This is a genomic window from Spongiactinospora sp. TRM90649 (genome assembly GCF_029382225.1).
Classification (GTDB): Bacteria; Actinomycetota; Actinomycetes; order Streptosporangiales; family Streptosporangiaceae; genus Spongiactinospora.
In genome coordinates this window covers 40,977-56,447 of sequence record NZ_JARLTC010000003.1, presented here as the reverse complement: position 1 = coordinate 56,447, position 15,471 = coordinate 40,977, and the positions used below count along the sequence as shown (strand labels likewise).

Sequence of the window (15,471 nt, the reverse complement as noted above, 5' to 3'; positions counted from 1 at the left end):
CATCCACGGCACCGGTAAACAGGTTTTACGCTTCCTTGACCCTTGAGCTCAGTCGATTCGGTATTGGTAGCGGAAATACCAGCCGGGCAGAAGTTTGTAGCCGCGGACGCCGGTTTCCGAATAGAAGCAGCGGAAAGCGTAGACGTCCGGGGGCTCGTTCATGGAGTCGCTGACCGTGGTGCAGATGGTCTCGGTGGCGAACGGGCCTCGGTGGGAAACCCGGTAGGTGGGGCCGGAGGACGCGTCCGCGATACCGCTGGACAACGTGAACAGGCTGGTGGCGCCGATCGTCAGCGCCGCGAGGCGCGCTCGCCGTCCTAACATTTCATGCTCCCCTCAGCGGGAAACTCCGCTCGTTTCCGGCCGTCGGCTTCAGATAGGGCATGACAGTCGCATGACGACTTCGTACCGGCCGTGGCCGACGTTACGGATCAGCGGGGAGACGTCAGTCTTTGACGGCCAGGCCGCCGTACATCGAGACCATGGAATCGTTCACGAGGCGCGCCTTCTCGTCCGGCCGCCACCGGTGGACCGGCACCACGCCCGGCTCGATCAGCCGGAATCCGGTGAAGAGCTTCTCGATCTGCGATCTGGTGCGGGCCTTCGACATGATCCCGCGGCGGTTGTGCTGGGCGACGGCCTCGCTCACCAGTTTGCCGGGCGCGCTGTCGAGGGCGATCGTGGACAGCGTCAGGTAGCTGCCGCTGGGCAGTGGCTTCATCAGGCGGTCGATGATCGAGTGAAGCGCGTCCTCGTCACGGATGAAGTGCACGACGGCGATCAGGCACAGCGCGACGGGACGGCTGAAGTCGAAGGTCTCGCGGACCTCGGGCGAGTCGATGATGGCGTCGGCGTCGTTGAGGTCGGCCTGGATGTAGCGTGTCCTGCCCTCGGGGGTGCTGGTGAGCAGGGCGCGGGCGTGCACGAGGACGAGCGGGTCGTTGTCCACGTAGATGATGCGCGCGGCGGGAACGGCCTGCTGGGCCACTTCGTGCAGGTTGGGCGAGGTGGGCAGGCCCGTTCCGATGTCGATGAACTGGTCGACGCCGCGCTCGGCCGCCAGGTGGCGGGTCACCCTGACCATGAAGTCGCGGTTGGCGCGCACGGACGTCGGCATGTAGGGGGCGATCTTGATGACTTCCTCGGCCGCCGTGCGGTCGGCCTCGAAATTGTCCTTGCCGCCCAGGAAGTAGTCATAGACGCGTGCCGAGTGGGGCACGTTCGTCCTGAGATTGACTCCCACCCGCTTGTCGCCGGCCAACCCCGTACCTCCACGTCGATCTACCGCTATAAGGCACACATTAGCGGGATTCAGGGGTCAGGATCTCGCGAATTCCCCTTTCATGCGGGTGTAGCGAAGACTGCACCCTTTTCTGCCGATCGTATGACATTCCCGACATTGAGCTATGGGGCTGACCTACTTCCCTGGGAGCGGGCGGGGTCGCCGGGAGCGCGGCGCCGGGGGAGAGGCTCGGCGCCGCGCTCCGGCGGGTCGGGGGCTCCGGTCGCCCGTCACCGCCACCGGGGCTCCCGACCTCCTGCCGCCCGCCGCTGGGGCTCTGGCGCCGGGAGGCGGTCTTCCATCACCGTGGCTCGCTACCTCACAGGGAGGCGGCGTCGGCGCGGTCCTTCGGGCAGTCCTTGTGGCGTTCACCGGACGGCGAGCGGTCAGGCTGGTCGGGCGAGGCGGGCGAGGACGGCGACGACGGCGCCGGGGTGGGGGCGGCGGCCGCGTTGGCCAGGGCGACGCCCCCGGTGGCCAGGAGAATCGCGCCCCCTGCCACCGTGGTGCCGACAACGATCTTCCACTTCGGTACCATACGTACGTCCTTCCGTCGGATTCACTCCGGCTGGAACCCCGGGCGGCTCAGGGCTTCATCCAGCCGCCCGGGGCTGAACTCCATCAGAGCAGGCGGGGCCGCAAAGTGGTGTAAACCCGCCCGATGAGAGCGTCCTCACCGTTTCCTCACCGATGCTTCACGCACCCTGCCCAAGCTGTTCACCGAATGGCCCGAGGGTGGACATATAGGAGGACACGGTGCGTTCGGCGACTCTGGTGGGGCTTGTCCTGGATCTCACCGCGATCTCGGTGCTGGCCTACGTGTTGTACTTCCGCCGGCACCACCGGCGTGACCTGCTGTTCGCCTACACCGCGCTGAACGTCGGCATCTTCGCGGTGGTCTCCCTCTTACAGGCGCAGCGAGTCGATCTCGCGGTTGGCTTCGGCCTGTTCGGGGTGCTGTCGATCATCAGGCTGCGGTCGAGCGAGATCACCCAGGGCGAGATCGCCTACTACTTCGTGGCCATCGCGCTCGGCCTGGTGAACGGCATCGCCTCCGCCTGGCCGGTCACGGCCGTGCTGCTCGACGCCACGCTGCTCGCGGTGATGTACGTCGCCGACCATCCCCGCCTGCTGGAACGCACCCGCCACCAGGTCGTCACGCTGGACTGCGTGCACAGCGACGCCCGTTCGCTGCGCGCCGACCTGGAGAACCGGCTGCGCGTCGCCGTCCTGTCGTGCGAGGTAACCCAGGTGGACTACGTGCGGGAGGTGATGGTGGTGGACGTCCGCTTCCAGGTGTCCGCGCACAGCGTGGGGGCGCTCCGGTGAACGGCGGGCGGGCGCGCGACGCCGACCTGATGCTCGCCGGGATCGCGGCCGGACTCTCGCCGGTGGGGCTGGCGGACACCGCCCCGCTGCTGTCCCGCACCGACCTGAAGTACCTGGTCCCGGCCACGTTGCTGGCGGAGCTGGTGGCGCTGCTCGGGGAGCGCTTCGCCGTACTGGAGATCGGATGGCGCAGGCAGTTCCGGTACAGCTCCACCTACTTCGACACGCCCGATCTGCTGACCTACCGGCAGCACCGGCAGGGGAGGCGGCGGCGGTTCAAGATCCGCACCCGGTCGTACCTGGACTCGGGTGACCGGTGGCTGGAGGTCAAGCTGAGCGGCGGACGATCCAGCACCGACAAGCACCGCATGCCGTACCAGCTCCTGACACCCGCGCCGGCCGCCGAGACGCTGCCGTCGGGCGGCCGGGCCTTCGTGTCCGACACCGTGCTGCGCGGGCTGCGGGTGCGCCCGCCGGACACGCTGATGCCGATCCTGACCACCGACTACCGGCGCGTGACGCTGGTGGACCGCACCGGCGAGGCCCGGCTCACCTGCGACACCGGGCTGGTCTGCCACGACGGACGGCGGGCGTTCGGCGCGCGCCGCGACTACGTGCTGCTGGAGTCGAAGTCGGTGACCGGCCAGGCCCTGCCCGACCGGCTGCTGCGCACGCTGGGCGTGCGGCCCGCCGTCATCAGCAAGTACTGCATGGCGGTCGCGCTGCTGCGCGGCGCTCCGGCGAACCGCTGGCAGCCCGTACTGCGTGACTACTTCCGGGCGCCGCCCCGCAGCAGGGTCGTCAGCCGGGGGGAGCCGATGGTTCGGTGCGGAACCCAGTGCGGAACCCAGTACGGAACCCAGTGCGGAACACAGTCGTGTCGCCCGGGGTCGTGACCACGAGGTATCCGTCGGGGGTGGCCTGGAGCGACGTCACCTCCCTGCCGATGTGGATCGAGCCGACGACCTCCCGCTCGGCCAGGTCCCAGACGGCGACCTCGCCGTGGGCGGCGGAGAACGCGACGGCCCGTCCGGCCAGGGTCACCGCCGCGACCGCGGTGACCCTCCCCGTGCCACCGCCCTCCAGGCCTCGACGCGCGCCGAGGTCGCGGAACATCACTCCTTCATTCAGTTCGTCGGCGCGGATCTCGACGAGCGTGGTGCCGACGACGGCGGTCGCCTGCTCTCTCGGCGGCGTCCTCGGCCGATATCCGGGATTCACCAGCGTGTCGGACGAGCCGTCCCACCAGAACAGCCCGCGGCGGTCACGCGCCTCGATCGACAGGCCGGACCAGCCGTTCACCTCGACCGCCGACAGTTCGCCGGGCTCGAAGCCCAGGTCGGCCGAGCGTGCCGTCTCGGCCCCGGTGCTGAGGTCGAAGGTGACGATCCGGCTGTGCTCCGCCACGCACAGCCTGCCGTTCCAGACCGCGGTGACCGGATCGCCGGACGTGCCGTCCTCGTTGGCCTCGATCTTCCACACGGTGGCGGAGCCGGATTCGTCGCACGTCACCAGCCGTTGCTCGCCGGCGTCGTCGCGGTAGGCGGTCATCAGCGGAGAGCCCTGCCCGGTGTCCGTCCAGTCGCCGAGCGGCTGTCCGCCGTGCGGGTCGAACAACATGATCCGCCCGGATTCACCGATCGCGGTGACGGGGCCGCGCGGCGTCCTGAGGAGTTCCACGCCTTCCATCCACCGGCCCTGGGAGTACGGCGAGGTGATCTCTCGCATCGAGGTGAGATCCCACAGGCACACGCCATGGCGTCCGGTGGCGATCAGGAGGTCGTCGACGATCGCGAGCGCCCTGGCGGTGTAGGGAGAGGTGCTCGCCTGCGCGATCATCTCGTTCGTGGTGAGGTCCCACAACCGGATCCGGCCATCGGCGTCCGCGCTCACCGCGACCGGACGGCTCTGCAGCGTCCCGGTCGCCAGTGTCTCGATCGCGGGCCGGGGGGCGGTCGAGGTGGCGGGGCGTTGCAGGTCGGCTCCGTTGAGCGTGCCGACGTCCCACAGCCGGATGCCGCCTGCCATGTCTCCCGTGACGGCCACGTTCCGGCCGTTGACCTCGGCGGTCGCGAGGCAGGTGAAGTACTGCCGCTGAGCGTCGTCCACCTGCCGCAGCCGGATGCCGGTGAGCGGGTTCCAGACCTCCAGGACGCCCATCGACCCCGCCACCACCACCAGCGGCCGGAGTCCGTCCGGATCCACGGCCGCCAGCGCGTTCACCCGGCCGGTCCGCAGCATGCGGGTTCGCTCGAAGGTGCCGCCGGAGCCGAGGCGCCGCGTCCACAGCCCGCGGTCGCCCCCGAGCACGAGCGTGGGGCGGCGGCGGCCCGAGCCGGTGACGACGAGAGTGGTCCGCTCTCGCGAGGTGAGACGGACGGGTGTGCGTCGCCGTCGTCGTCGTTGTTTCGCCAGCGACGTGCCGAGCAGCCGCCGTTCCCGCCTCTCTTCCAGGTAGTCGTAGACCAGGCGTTCGAACCGGGCGGGATACCTGACGGTGACGGTGATGACCAGTGTCAGCAGCACGAAGATCGCCATCAGCGACAGGGAGTTCGGCCAGATGTCCTTGTTGCTCGCCACGAACAGGGCGAACCCATTGCCGGTGCCAGTCTCGAAGCCGACATACGCCCCGACCGCCACCAGAGTGGTGAGCGCAGCCGTCCACGCCAGGGCCCTCGGCGACGGCGGGGTTCGCAGCGTGCCCGAGCCCAGCGCCTTCAGCGTCATCTGGTCGCGCGTGGCCTGCTCCTCGGGGTCGCCGTGCGGCCGGGACCACAGCGGACGCCAGGGGATCGCCGGGCCGCCGGACGTGGTCGAGAAGCGTTCGGCCAGGGCCCGGTCCCCCGCGCGGGCGGCGACCAGCGCCGCCCTGGCCCTTCGCTCCGCGATCGGCAGGGAGGAGTCGCGGATCAGGTCCAGCAGGCCGGGCAGGGGCCGGACGCCGAACGCCTCCAGCATCGAAGGCTCGGGGTCGGTCTCGAACAGGATGCCCAGGTCGCCGCCGAACACGTCGGAGCGCCGCGCGCGGGACGCGTGCCCGCGCAGGTGCCGCAGCACGTACGGCTCGGCCGCCGACCAGTCGCGCCGGTCGGGCGGGCCGAGCGGGGCCATCAGACGGTCCAGCAGCGCCGCCTCGAAGGCCGGGGAATCGTCGCGCAGGTGGTCGGCCAGGCTCTGGTGGAACAGCCGGTAGAGCAGCGTGCCGTCGGTCTCGGTGGCCTGGCGCAGGTAGAAGCGCCCGGCGTCGAGGGCCTGCCGAACCTCGGTGGTGGAAGGGACGCGGCCGTCGGGGGTGGCGGCGGCGACCGCCCGGGTCAGCACCGTCTCGGGCATGCCCTGGCCGAGCGCGTGCGCCAGGGTGACCAACAGGGGCCGCAGCAGCGGCTCGGTGTCCTGCAGCCCGAGGTCGAGTTCCAGCACCTCGGGCAGCGTGCGGGGAGCCTCCCGGCCGAGCCGTTCGGCCCGGCCGACGCTCTCGATCGGCGACCCGGCGTGGGCGGCCACGACGTGCCGCGTGTAGAGGCCCGCGACCAGGAACTCGCCGCCGGTGCGGGTGGGGCCGGCGCCGTGCGCGAGCGTGTAGGCCGTCTCGCCGGCGAACGCGCCCTGGACGGCGGTGCGCCGCCGGTAGTCGGTCGTGGTGCGCATCAGCTCGTCGATGTACTTCTTGAGGTCGTCCTCCAGCACCTCGGCGGGGACGGAGTCCAGGTTGACCACGTACTCGGCGTCCAGCAGCGGCTGGTACTCCGGGTAGGGCCGGGTGCCGACGAGGAGCCGCGCGCCCGCCTCGCGGGCGAGGGGCAGCAGCAGGCTCGTCATCAGGGCGGGCCCGTCGGCGGCCTCGTCGAGGGCGTCCACGACGATCACCGGGTGCGGCGTCAGCTCGCCCACCGCCTCGATGACGGCGGCCGGTGCGGTGTCCTCGCCGGGTAAGCCGAGCTGGCGGTGGATGGAGCCGGCGACCTCGTGGACGCCGCGCTGGCGGGCGTGCACGGCCGCGAAGCCGTCCTCGATCGGGTACGGCGCCTGCGCGCTGCGGTCCCACAGCGGGCGGGTGGGGGCGCGCAGGCGGGGGTGCGCGGCGCAGACCATGACGCCGAGCAGGGCGGACTTGCCCGAGCCCGGCCCGCCGGTGACGACCGCGAGCGTGCCCTCGCCGACCCGGTTGAGCCATGGCGACAGTTGCTTGACCTGGGCGTCTCTGCCGGTGAAGCAGCCGATCAGCTCCTCGGTCATCCGGGTGCCCGCCGCGCGGCTCAGGAAGTGGCGGGCGTCGAGCCCTTCGTCGAGGTCGTCGAGGAACGGCACCAGCCCGATGTCGAGGTCACGGCGCAGCAGGCGGCGCGGGTTGTCGGCGTCGTGCGCGGGGTTGGGGAAGAACGCCACGTCGACGTCGTCGGCGATGTCGACCCGGCTGTTGGTGACGTGCTGCGGGTATCCGCCCCCGGTCAGCCGGTTGACCTCCTGGCGGACGGCGCGGGCCACCGTCGGCAGCGGCACGTACGGCAGCGCCGGGTCGATGTCCATGTCGCCGTCCGCCAGCCGGTCCAGGACGTTGATCAGCGCTTGGGTGAAGCGGCCGTCGAACGCGGCCTGGTCGTGGCCACAGGCGGCCATCACCCAGCCCCGCGCCTGCGCGGAGCCGTCCTGCCAGGGAAAGCGCGCCGTCGTCCCGGACTGGCACAGGTCGAGCAGGAACAGAGTACGGGCTTTTCCCGGCACCGCTTCCAGGTCGGCGAGCCAGGCGCCGACGTTGGCCGAGGAGTGGGCGACGCCGTCGGCGCCGAGCACGTAGAACGTTCCAGCTCGGTCCACGGCCTGGCCGTGGCTGAGGATGTGCACCACCGCGAGGCCGTCGCCGTCGAACGCGGCGGAGACCATGCCGCCGATCTGGGCTCCGGGCGCGGTGTGCACGCGCGGGCGCGTGGTGGTGTAGCCGAGTTTCTCCAGGCGTTCGGCGAGTCGTGCCGACAACTCCGGCGCGAAGCCGAGCGGTGCGAGGTTCGTCCCGTCGAACGCCGCCACCCCGATGCTCAGCGCTCGTCTCGAATGCCATCCGGCATCCGCCATGTCCCGACCCCTCCGTCGTGGTGGGTGCGCGTGCTGCTCCGCAGGGTAATACGGGTGATTGGCGGACACAGCCTGTTTCGTCACTACGGTGCGGAGAAGGGTTGGTCACCGGCGGATAACACAGGAGGCGCGCCAATCGCCAGGAATATTAGCGCTCAGCAGAGTGCGCTTTCGGCTTAATCCGCTGTCGGTGGATTTCCCGGCGTGTTATTGGCCGTCAGCGAAAATGACTTCGTGGTGGTCGGGGGCGGCGTTAGCGTTTCATCGAATCGATTCACCGGAATCGCTTCATGAGTGCCGGAAGAGCAGGTGAAACAAATGATCACTCCGTGGCGGCCGGGCGAGCCGACGGGTCATGAGTACATTGGGCGGGTCCGTGCGCGGGCCGTCGAGGCCCCTCGCGCGCCGATGCTGGAGGACACCTACCAGCGATTGCTGCGCAAGCGCATCATCTTCCTGGGGCAGGAGGTCGATGACGGCATCGCCAACCGGATTTGCGCGGAGCTGCTGCTGCTGAGCGCCGAGGACACCGAGCGCGACATCTTTCTCTACATCAATTCCCCGGGCGGTTCGGTCTCGGCGGGGATGGCCATCTACGACATGATGCAGTTCGTGCCCAACGACGTGGCCACGGTCGCGATCGGCCTCGCCGCCTCGATGGGCCAGGTCCTGCTGACGGCGGGCGCCCCCGGCAAGCGGCACTCGTTGCCCTACTCCCGGATCATGATGCACCAGCCGCTCGGCGGCATCGGCGGCACCGCCTCCGACATCGCGATCCAGGCCGAGCAGATGCTCTACGTCAAGCAGGTCCTCGCCGAGCGGATCGCCCACCACAGCGGGCAGTCGCCGGAGCAGGTCCGCGAGGACTGGGACCGCGACCGTTGGTTCACCGCGGCCGCGGCCAAGGACTACGGCCTGATCGACGAGGTGGTGCCGCAGGCGACCCACCTGACCGCGAACGGGGGTTGAGGATGTTCGAGAGCAGGCACGTCCTGCCGTCGTTCGTGGAGCGGACGACCTACGGCATCAAGGAGACCAGCCCCTACAACAAGCTGTTCGAGGACCGGATCATCTTCCTGGGCGTCCAGGTGGACGACACGTCGGCCAACGACGTCATGGCCCAGCTCCTCACGCTGGAGTCGATCGACCCCGACCGCGACATCAACATCTACATCGACTCGCCAGGCGGCTCGTTCACCTCGATGCTGGCGATCTACGACACCATGCAGTTCATCCGGCCGGAGGTGTCCACGATCGTGCTGGGCCAGGCCGCGTCGGCGGCCGCTGTGCTGCTCGCCGCGGGGGCGACGGGCAAGCGGCTGGCGCTGCCCAACTCGCGGATCCTGGTCCACCAGCCCTGGACCGAGGGCGGCCAGGGCAGCGGCAGCGACCTGGAGATCCACGCCAACGAGATCCTGCGGCTGCGCGACCTGCAGAACGAGCTGCTGGCCAGGCACACCGGCCAGCCGGTGGCGAAGGTCGCCAAGGACCTCGAACGCGACAAGATCCTGATGCCGGAGGAGGCGAAGGCGTACGGGCTCATCGACGACGTGGTCAGTTCGAGGAAACGCCAGGTCAGAGCTGCGAGCTGAAATTCCTTCGCGGGTTACCGATCACCTCGGCGGGTAAGCGGCAAGCATGGCCGTCACGCTGGCGCTCACCGGTGACACGATGCTCGGGCGGGGCGTCGCCGATCTGCTTTCCCGGTCCGCCGAGCCGTCCGCCTACGTCTCCGGCGGCGTCCGGCGCTACCTCGCCGAGGCCGACCTGTGGGTGCTCAACCTGGAGTGCTGCGTGTCGGCCAGGGGCGAGCCGTGGACGGCGCCGGGCAAGCCGTTCTACTTCAGGGCGCCGCCGCAGGCGGCGGACCTGCTGGCGGAGCTGGGCGTCGGGTGCGTGACGCTGGCCAACAACCACGCCCTCGACTACGGTCACGACGCCCTGCTGGACACGCTGGAACATCTGGAGCGCGCCGAGATCCGCGTCGTGGGGGCGGGCGCGGACGAACGGCGGGCCAGGGAGCCCGCGGTCATCGCGGTGGCCGGGACGCGGCTGGGGGTGGTCGGCGTCGCCGACCACCCCGCCGGGTACGCGGCGGGCGTCGATACGCCGGGGATCGCCTACGCCGATCTCGCCGAGGGCGTTCCCGGCTGGCTGAGCGACGCCGTCGGCTCGGCGCGCGCCGACGCGGACCTCGTCGTGGTAACCCCGCACTGGGGCCCGAACATGACGGCCCGGCCGCGCGAGTACGTCCGCGCGGCGGGGGACGCGCTGCTGGACGCCGGGGCGGGGCTGATCGCCGGGCACTCCGCGCACGTCTTCCACGGGGTGGCGCCGCCCGTCATCTACGACATGGGCGACTTCATCGACGACTACGCCGTGGACGACGAACTCCGCAACGACCTGTCGCTGCTCTACCTGGTGACGGTGGACGACCACGGCCCGATCATGCTGCGCGCCGTGCCGCTGCGCCTGGAGTTCGGCCGCACCGACCTGGCCCGGGGAGACGACCTGGCCTGGATCCGCGAGCGGTTCACCCGCGCGTGCGCCGAGTTCGGCACCGACGTCAGGTTCGAGGACGGCCTGCTGGTGGTGGTGTTCCCCCCGCCGATCTGACCGCTCGCGCGGCCACCGCTTCCGTGGCCGCGGCTTCGGCTTCCGTGGCTACGTTTGCGCGGCTATGGTTTGCGCGCCACGCCGCCGTAGATCCAGGTCTGCTCAAGATCCTCCGGCAGCACCGCGTGCTCCGGCCGCCAGTCCGGCACCCGTACCAGGCCGGGGGCGAGCAGGTCGAGCCCGTCGAAGTACGCGCCCACCGTCTCGCGTGGGCGGGGCAGCACGGTGACCCTCGCGCGCGCGGCGCCGGTGGCGATCGCCGCCGCCTCCTCGGGCGCGAGGTCCGAGCCCAGGTGCGTCAGCGCCAGCACGCTCCCGGACGGCACGGCGCCCACCAGGCGCTCGATGATGCCCTGCGGATCGTCCTCGTCGGGCACGTGGTGCAGGGTGGCGATGCACAGGATGCCGACCGGCCGGTCGAAGTCGATCAGGTCGCGGGTCTCCGGGGCGTCCAGGATGGCCTTGGGGTCGCGCACGTCGGCGAGCAGGAAGGCGGTCTCGCCCGAGGAGGTCAGCAGCGCGCGGGCGTGCGCGCCCACGATCGGGTCGTTGTCCACGTAGACGACCCGGGTGCCGGGTGTGGACCCCTGGGCGAGTTCGTGCACGTTGGGGCTGGTGGGAATGCCGGTGCCGATGTCGATGAACTGGCGCACGCCGTCCGCGAGGGCCGCGCGCACCGCACGGGCCAGGAAGTCGCGGTTGGCGCGGGCGGCCACGCGTAAGCCCGGCGCCCTGCGCAGGCTCGCCTCGGCGGCGGTGCGGTCGGCGGGGAAGTTGTCCTTGCCGCCGAGCAGGTAGTCGTACACCCGGGCCGGGTGGGGCCGGTCGGTCCGCAACTCCACCGGGTCGAGACGGCCGTTCGCCCGCAGCCGGTACCAGTTCTCTTCGTCGCCGGGCCGGACGGAGGTGTCGCCGGGGTCGTCCACTGGAGTCCCTTCCAGATCACACGCGTATGCCGGAAGTTTTGGGTAGGGGGCGGGGGAACGTCAATCGATCGTTCAGGAGGGATTCGGATGACCACGGGGAGTGGCGAAATGACCGTTCAGAACGTCATGCACCAGGGGGCGAAGTGCATCGGCGAGCACGACAGTCTGCGAAAGGCCGCGCGCATCATGCGTGACCTCGATGTCGGCGCGCTGCCCATCTGCGGGGAAGACGATCGGCTCAAAGGCATCATCACCGACCGGGACATCGTGATCAAGTGCTGTGCCGAGGGCAGGGACATCGACACCACCGAGGCGGGCGAACTGGCCGCCGGGCTGGTGTGGGTGGAGGCGCGGACCAGCGTCGAGGAGGCGCTGGCCACGATGGAGAAGCACCAGATCAAGCGCGTCCCGGTGATATCCGAGCGCCGGATAGTCGGCATGGTCAGCGAGGCCGACCTGGCCAAGGAGCTACCCGACGCCAAGCTCGCGGAGTTCGTCCACCGCATCTACGCTTCGGCCTGACCCGCCCGCGCCGGGCGTGCCACCGGCCCCCGCCGGGGCCGGTGGCCGGGCGCGTCCGCGCGACGTCGCGGATGTAGTGTGGCCGTCAGGTCCCCGTATTCCCCAGGTCAGGAGCGCGTCAATGGCGAGGAAGAAGTGGTCCGAGCTGTCCCGGGGGGAGCGGGGGCTGATCGGCGGCGCGTCGGTGGTGCAGGTCGTGTTGCTGATCGCGGCGCTCGTCGACATCCGCCGCCGCCCGGCCGAGCGGATCAGGGGCGCCAAGCGGGTCTGGACGGTCGCCGCCTTCGTCAACTTCCTCGGGCCGATCGCCTACTTCGTCTTCGGCCGCAAGCGCTGACCTGGCTAGAAGTGGCCCGCGAGGTCGGCGAGCAACAGCCGCTTGGGCTTGGCCCCGACGATCTGCCGGACGACCTCGCCGTCCCGATACAAGTTGAGCGTCGGGAAGCCCATCACGCCGTACCGCCGCACGATCTCAGGGTGGTCGTCGCCGTTGAGCTTGGCGACCGTCAGCCGGTCGCCGTGCTCGGCCTCGATCTCGTCAAGGATCGGTGCGATCATCCGGCACGGCGGGCACCAGTCGGCCCAGAACTCGACGAGCACCGGCTTGTCCGCCTGAAGCACCTGCTCGTCGAAGTTTCCGGTGGTCAGTGTGATCATGGTGTGCCTCCCTGGACAGGGCGCAGCCGGGACAGGCGCGCGCCAGTTGGTCGGCCACGGCGGCCCTGCGCGTGATCAGGGCGCGGAGTTCCGCGTCGATCTCGGCCAGCCTGCGCCGGTAGACCGCGACGGACTCCGGGCAGGCGTCGCCCGCCGCGTGGCCCGCCCGCAGGCACTCCACGAACGGCCGTGCGTCCTCCAGGCCGAAACCGGCGGCCAGCAGTTCACGGATCTCCGTGACCAGCCGGACGGCGGACTCGTCGTAGTCCCGGTATCCGTTCGCGGTACGGCGGGCCGTGATCATTCCCTGCTGCTCGTAGTAGCGCAGCGAGCGGGTGCTCACCCCTGTCCGCTCGGCCAGCTCGCCGATCCGCATGCGGTACCTCCCTGATCGCCATCTCCGTGGCTGATTGGCACGGTAAGCGTTGACACCGATGTCAATGTCAAGCGCTGTCTCCGCCGTCTTCTTCCCGGCAGAATGGGGAGATGGGACTGATCTACCACATCGCCTTCCCCGCAGACTGGGAGCGAGCCCGGCAGGAGGGCGCCTACCTGGTCTCCACCCGGGGCCGGTCGCTCGCCGAGGAGGGCTTCATCCACGCGAGCACCCAGGGCCAGGTGGTGTCGGTCGCCGGCGCCTTCTACCGCGACGCCGGCGACCTGCTGCTACTGGAGATCGACGAGGACCTGGTCGGCCCCGAGATCAAGTACGAGGCCGTGCCCGGACGGCCTGACGCCTTTCCGCATATCTACGGCCCGCTCAACGCCGACGCCGTGGTGCGTGTCGTCCCCTTCGTCCCCGGCCCCGACGGCTCCTTTCCACCGCCCGGCTAGGCGCGGAACCGGTCGGTCGCGCTGACCACGTGGTGCAGCGTGCCCGGCTCGGCTCCCGCGTGCCCCGCGTTCTCCACGATGTGGAACTCCGCCTCCGGCCAGGCCAGGTGCAGATCCCACGCCTGCTCCGGGGGCGTCTTGATGTCGTAGCGGCCGTTCACCAGCACGGCCGGGATGTGGCGGATCCGGTCGACGTCGCGCAGCAGCCCGCCCTCCTGGAGGAAGCAGCCCCGGCTGAAGTAGTGCTGCTCGATGCGGGCGAAGCCGAGCACGGTGCGGTCGTCCAGCTCGGGCGGCTCGACGGGGAGCAGGGTGTTGGCCGACAGCTCCCAGGCCGCCCACGCGTGGGCCGCCGGGAGATGGACGGCGGGGTCGGGGTCGAACAGTCGCCTGCCGTACGCGCTGAGCAGGTCGCCGCGCTCGCCGAGCGGGATCAGGTCGCGGAACCGCGCCCACTCCTCCGGGAACAGCCGCGCCGCGCCGGTCTCGGTGAGCGACCACGACTCGTCGGAGCGGCGGGCCAGGTAGACGCCGCGCAGCACCAGCTCGGTGACCCGCTCCGGGTGGCGCTGCGCGTAGGCCAGCGCCAGCGTGCTGCCCCACGAACCGCCGAGGACCAGCCAGCGGTCGATGCCCAGGTGCTCGCGCAGCCGCTCGATGTCCTCGACCAGGTGCCAGGTCGTGTTGGCGGTGAGCGAGGTGGCGGGGTCTCCGGCGTGCGGGGTGCTGCGCCCGCAGTTGCGCTGGTCGAACAGCACGATTCGGTACGCCGAGGGGTCGAACAGCCGCCGGTGGTCGGTCAGCAGGCCGCCGCCGGGGCCGCCGTGCAGGAAGAGCGCGGGCTTGCCGCCGGGAGTGCCGCAGGTCTCCCAATAGATCTCGTTGGTGTCGCCGACATCGAGTGTGCCGCTGTCGTAGGGCTCGATGGGTGGGTAGAACGTCCGGAAACCTTGATCCATAGGTAGGTAGCCTCCCGCCCTGCAGGCTACGTCTCAGCGTCGGGATTCGTCGGGCTCCACGCCGCCGAGGACGCGGCCGTCCTGTTCGGCGTCGATGCGCGCGACCAGGTCGCGCACCTGTGCCGGGTCGAGGTGGTCGACGCGGACGGCGACGCCGCGCCCGCCCGCGCGGTCGACCAGTTCGGCGGTCTCCTCGATGGTCTCGGGCCGGTTCATCTCCGAGCGGGCCTCGCGGGTGGTCCTGCCGGTCACGTAGACCGTCGCCCCGGCCGCGCCGAGCTGGACGGCGATGCCGCGCCCCGCGCCCCTGGTGCCCCCGGCGACCAGCGCCACCGCCCCGGTGAGCGGTCGATCCATTAGATAATGACTGTTCATTATCTAATGATAGGCGATCGGCCGGGTAGGGTCGTTCCGGTGTCATCAAATCTGTTGATATGGGGGATTGCATGGCTCGGGAACTGACACTGATGGCCGTCCACGCACATCCCGACGACGAGGTCCTGGGCACCGGTGGCCTCTTCGCCCGCTGCGCGGAGGAAGGCATCCGCACGGTCCTGGTGACCTGCACGAACGGGGAACAGGGCGACGCGCCCGGCGGACTCAAGCCCGGACAGCCCGGACACGACGGCGACGCCGTCGCCCGGCTCCGCCTGGACGAACTACGTGCGTCGGTCGCGCACCTGGGCATAGAACACTTGGAACTGCTCGGCTACCGCGACTCCGGCATGGCCGGATGGGACGCCAACGGCGACCCCGAGTCGTTCGCCAACGTGCCGCTCGACGTGTCGTCCGGACGGCTCGCCGAACTCATCGAGCGCTACCGGCCGCAGGTCCTCGTCACCTACGACGAGAACGGCGGCTACGGGCACCCCGACCACATCCAGGCCCACCGCATCGCGGTGGCGGCCACCGAGGCGACCGGGATCCCCGACAAGCTCTACTACACGGCCGTCCCGCGCTCGTGGGTCAAGGAGATGTTCGCCATGATGCGGGCGGCGGGCATCCCCATGGAGGACGAACTGCCCGACGACTTCGGCATCCCGGACGAGCAGATCACCAGTGTGGTGGACGCCTCGGCTTACGTGGAGCGCAAGGTCAAGGCGCTGCGCGCGCACGAGAGCCAGGGCGAGAACATCTTCATGCTCGACCTGCCGGACGAGATGCAGAACCGGATCCTGGGCGCCGAGTCGTTCGTCCGCAAGCACAGCCGTGTCGCCGGGGCGCCCGACCACGAGACCGACCTGTTCGCCGGCCTGCGCTGATCGTTTTCCGGATC

17 protein-coding genes and 1 pseudogene are annotated in these 15,471 nt (G+C 70.4%); 9 read left to right on the top strand and 9 right to left on the bottom strand.

Features of this window, described 5'->3' with window-relative positions:
* Positions 1-48 precede the first annotated feature (48 nt).
* The 3 genes from P3X83_RS04470 to P3X83_RS04460 all read right to left on the bottom strand — a co-directional run bounded on the left by P3X83_RS04470 (position 49) and on the right by P3X83_RS04460 (position 1,820).
* Positions 49-324 (bottom strand): hypothetical protein, encoded by a 276-nt coding sequence (locus P3X83_RS04470; RefSeq protein ID WP_277303561.1) that lies wholly within the window; start codon positions 322-324, stop codon positions 49-51.
* Positions 325-445: 121 nt separating this feature from the next.
* Complete coding sequence (locus P3X83_RS04465) at positions 446-1,243, bottom strand: SAM-dependent methyltransferase (RefSeq protein ID WP_277303654.1); 798 nt, start codon at positions 1,241-1,243, stop codon at positions 446-448.
* A gap of 358 nt (positions 1,244-1,601) precedes the next feature.
* Positions 1,602-1,820, bottom strand: a complete 219-nt coding sequence (locus tag P3X83_RS04460; protein ID WP_277303560.1) for a hypothetical protein — start codon at positions 1,818-1,820, stop codon at positions 1,602-1,604.
* Positions 1,821-2,038: 218 nt separating this feature from the next.
* On the opposite strand from P3X83_RS04460, the gene P3X83_RS04455 reads away from it, so the two are divergent.
* Positions 2,039-2,611 carry a DUF4956 domain-containing protein gene (locus P3X83_RS04455; RefSeq protein ID WP_277303559.1) on the top strand — a complete coding sequence of 191 codons (573 nt, stop codon included), beginning with the start codon at positions 2,039-2,041 and terminating at the stop codon, positions 2,609-2,611.
* Positions 2,608-3,507 (top strand): polyphosphate polymerase domain-containing protein, encoded by a 900-nt coding sequence (locus P3X83_RS04450; RefSeq protein WP_277303558.1) that lies wholly within the window; start codon positions 2,608-2,610, stop codon positions 3,505-3,507. The genes P3X83_RS04455 and P3X83_RS04450 overlap by 4 nt, the downstream gene beginning before the upstream one ends.
* On the opposite strand, the gene P3X83_RS04445 is transcribed toward P3X83_RS04450, so the two are convergent.
* On the bottom strand, positions 3,413-7,681 hold the full coding sequence (locus P3X83_RS04445; RefSeq protein WP_277303557.1) for an AAA family ATPase: 4,269 nt from the start codon (positions 7,679-7,681) through the stop codon (positions 3,413-3,415). The genes P3X83_RS04450 and P3X83_RS04445 overlap by 95 nt on opposite strands.
* A 408-nt stretch (positions 7,682-8,089) precedes the next feature.
* Between P3X83_RS04445 and P3X83_RS04440 the strand changes: the two genes are divergently transcribed.
* From P3X83_RS04440 to P3X83_RS04430, 3 genes are read left to right on the top strand one after another with little or no spacing between them, the layout of a single operon-like run.
* Positions 8,090-8,650: an ATP-dependent Clp protease proteolytic subunit gene (locus P3X83_RS04440; protein WP_277303653.1), complete on the top strand. Its 561-nt coding sequence runs from the start codon at positions 8,090-8,092 to the stop codon at positions 8,648-8,650.
* A gap of 2 nt (positions 8,651-8,652) precedes the next feature.
* On the top strand, positions 8,653-9,273 hold the full coding sequence (locus P3X83_RS04435; RefSeq protein ID WP_277303556.1) for an ATP-dependent Clp protease proteolytic subunit: 621 nt from the start codon (positions 8,653-8,655) through the stop codon (positions 9,271-9,273).
* 46 nt (positions 9,274-9,319) lie between these two features.
* Positions 9,320-10,297, top strand: a complete 978-nt coding sequence (locus tag P3X83_RS04430; protein ID WP_277303555.1) for a CapA family protein — start codon at positions 9,320-9,322, stop codon at positions 10,295-10,297.
* Between the two features lie 62 nt (positions 10,298-10,359).
* Here the strand turns inward: P3X83_RS04430 and P3X83_RS04425 are convergent, their stop codons facing one another.
* Complete coding sequence (locus P3X83_RS04425; protein WP_277303554.1) at positions 10,360-11,223, bottom strand: SAM-dependent methyltransferase; 864 nt, start codon at positions 11,221-11,223, stop codon at positions 10,360-10,362.
* A 108-nt stretch (positions 11,224-11,331) separates the two neighbouring features.
* Between P3X83_RS04425 and P3X83_RS04420 the strand changes: the two genes are divergently transcribed.
* Entirely contained in the window at positions 11,332-11,745 is a 414-nt protein-coding gene (locus P3X83_RS04420) for a CBS domain-containing protein (RefSeq protein WP_277303553.1), read from the top strand.
* 121 nt (positions 11,746-11,866) lie between these two features.
* Positions 11,867-12,082, top strand: coding sequence for a PLD nuclease N-terminal domain-containing protein (locus P3X83_RS04415; protein ID WP_277303552.1), 216 nt, complete (start codon positions 11,867-11,869; stop codon positions 12,080-12,082).
* 5 nt (positions 12,083-12,087) lie between these two features.
* Here the strand turns inward: P3X83_RS04415 and trxA are convergent, their stop codons facing one another.
* Both trxA and P3X83_RS43295 read right to left on the bottom strand, forming a co-directional pair.
* A complete protein-coding gene (gene trxA, locus P3X83_RS04410; protein WP_277303551.1) occupies positions 12,088-12,402 on the bottom strand; it encodes a thioredoxin in 315 nt (104 codons plus the stop codon).
* Positions 12,284-12,778, bottom strand: a complete 495-nt coding sequence (locus P3X83_RS43295; RefSeq protein ID WP_346742679.1) for a MerR family transcriptional regulator — start codon at positions 12,776-12,778, stop codon at positions 12,284-12,286. The genes trxA and P3X83_RS43295 overlap by 119 nt, the downstream gene beginning before the upstream one ends.
* Positions 12,779-12,888: 110 nt before the next feature.
* Here P3X83_RS43295 and P3X83_RS04400 point away from each other — a divergent pair, with 110 nt between their 5' ends.
* Positions 12,889-13,236: a DUF952 domain-containing protein gene (locus tag P3X83_RS04400; protein ID WP_277303550.1), complete on the top strand. Its 348-nt coding sequence runs from the start codon at positions 12,889-12,891 to the stop codon at positions 13,234-13,236.
* Here P3X83_RS04400 and pip read toward each other — a convergent pair.
* Both pip and P3X83_RS04390 read right to left on the bottom strand, forming a co-directional pair.
* Positions 13,233-14,195, bottom strand: coding sequence for a prolyl aminopeptidase (gene pip, locus P3X83_RS04395; RefSeq protein WP_277303549.1), 963 nt, complete (start codon positions 14,193-14,195; stop codon positions 13,233-13,235). The genes P3X83_RS04400 and pip overlap by 4 nt on opposite strands.
* 69 nt (positions 14,196-14,264) lie before the next feature.
* Positions 14,265-14,552 (bottom strand): annotated as a pseudogene (locus tag P3X83_RS04390) (SDR family NAD(P)-dependent oxidoreductase); the annotation flags it as partial.
* Between the two features lie 89 nt (positions 14,553-14,641).
* Between P3X83_RS04390 and P3X83_RS04385 the strand changes: the two are divergent.
* A complete protein-coding gene (locus P3X83_RS04385; protein ID WP_277303548.1) occupies positions 14,642-15,457 on the top strand; it encodes a PIG-L family deacetylase in 816 nt (271 codons plus the stop codon).
* Positions 15,458-15,471 lie beyond the last annotated feature (14 nt).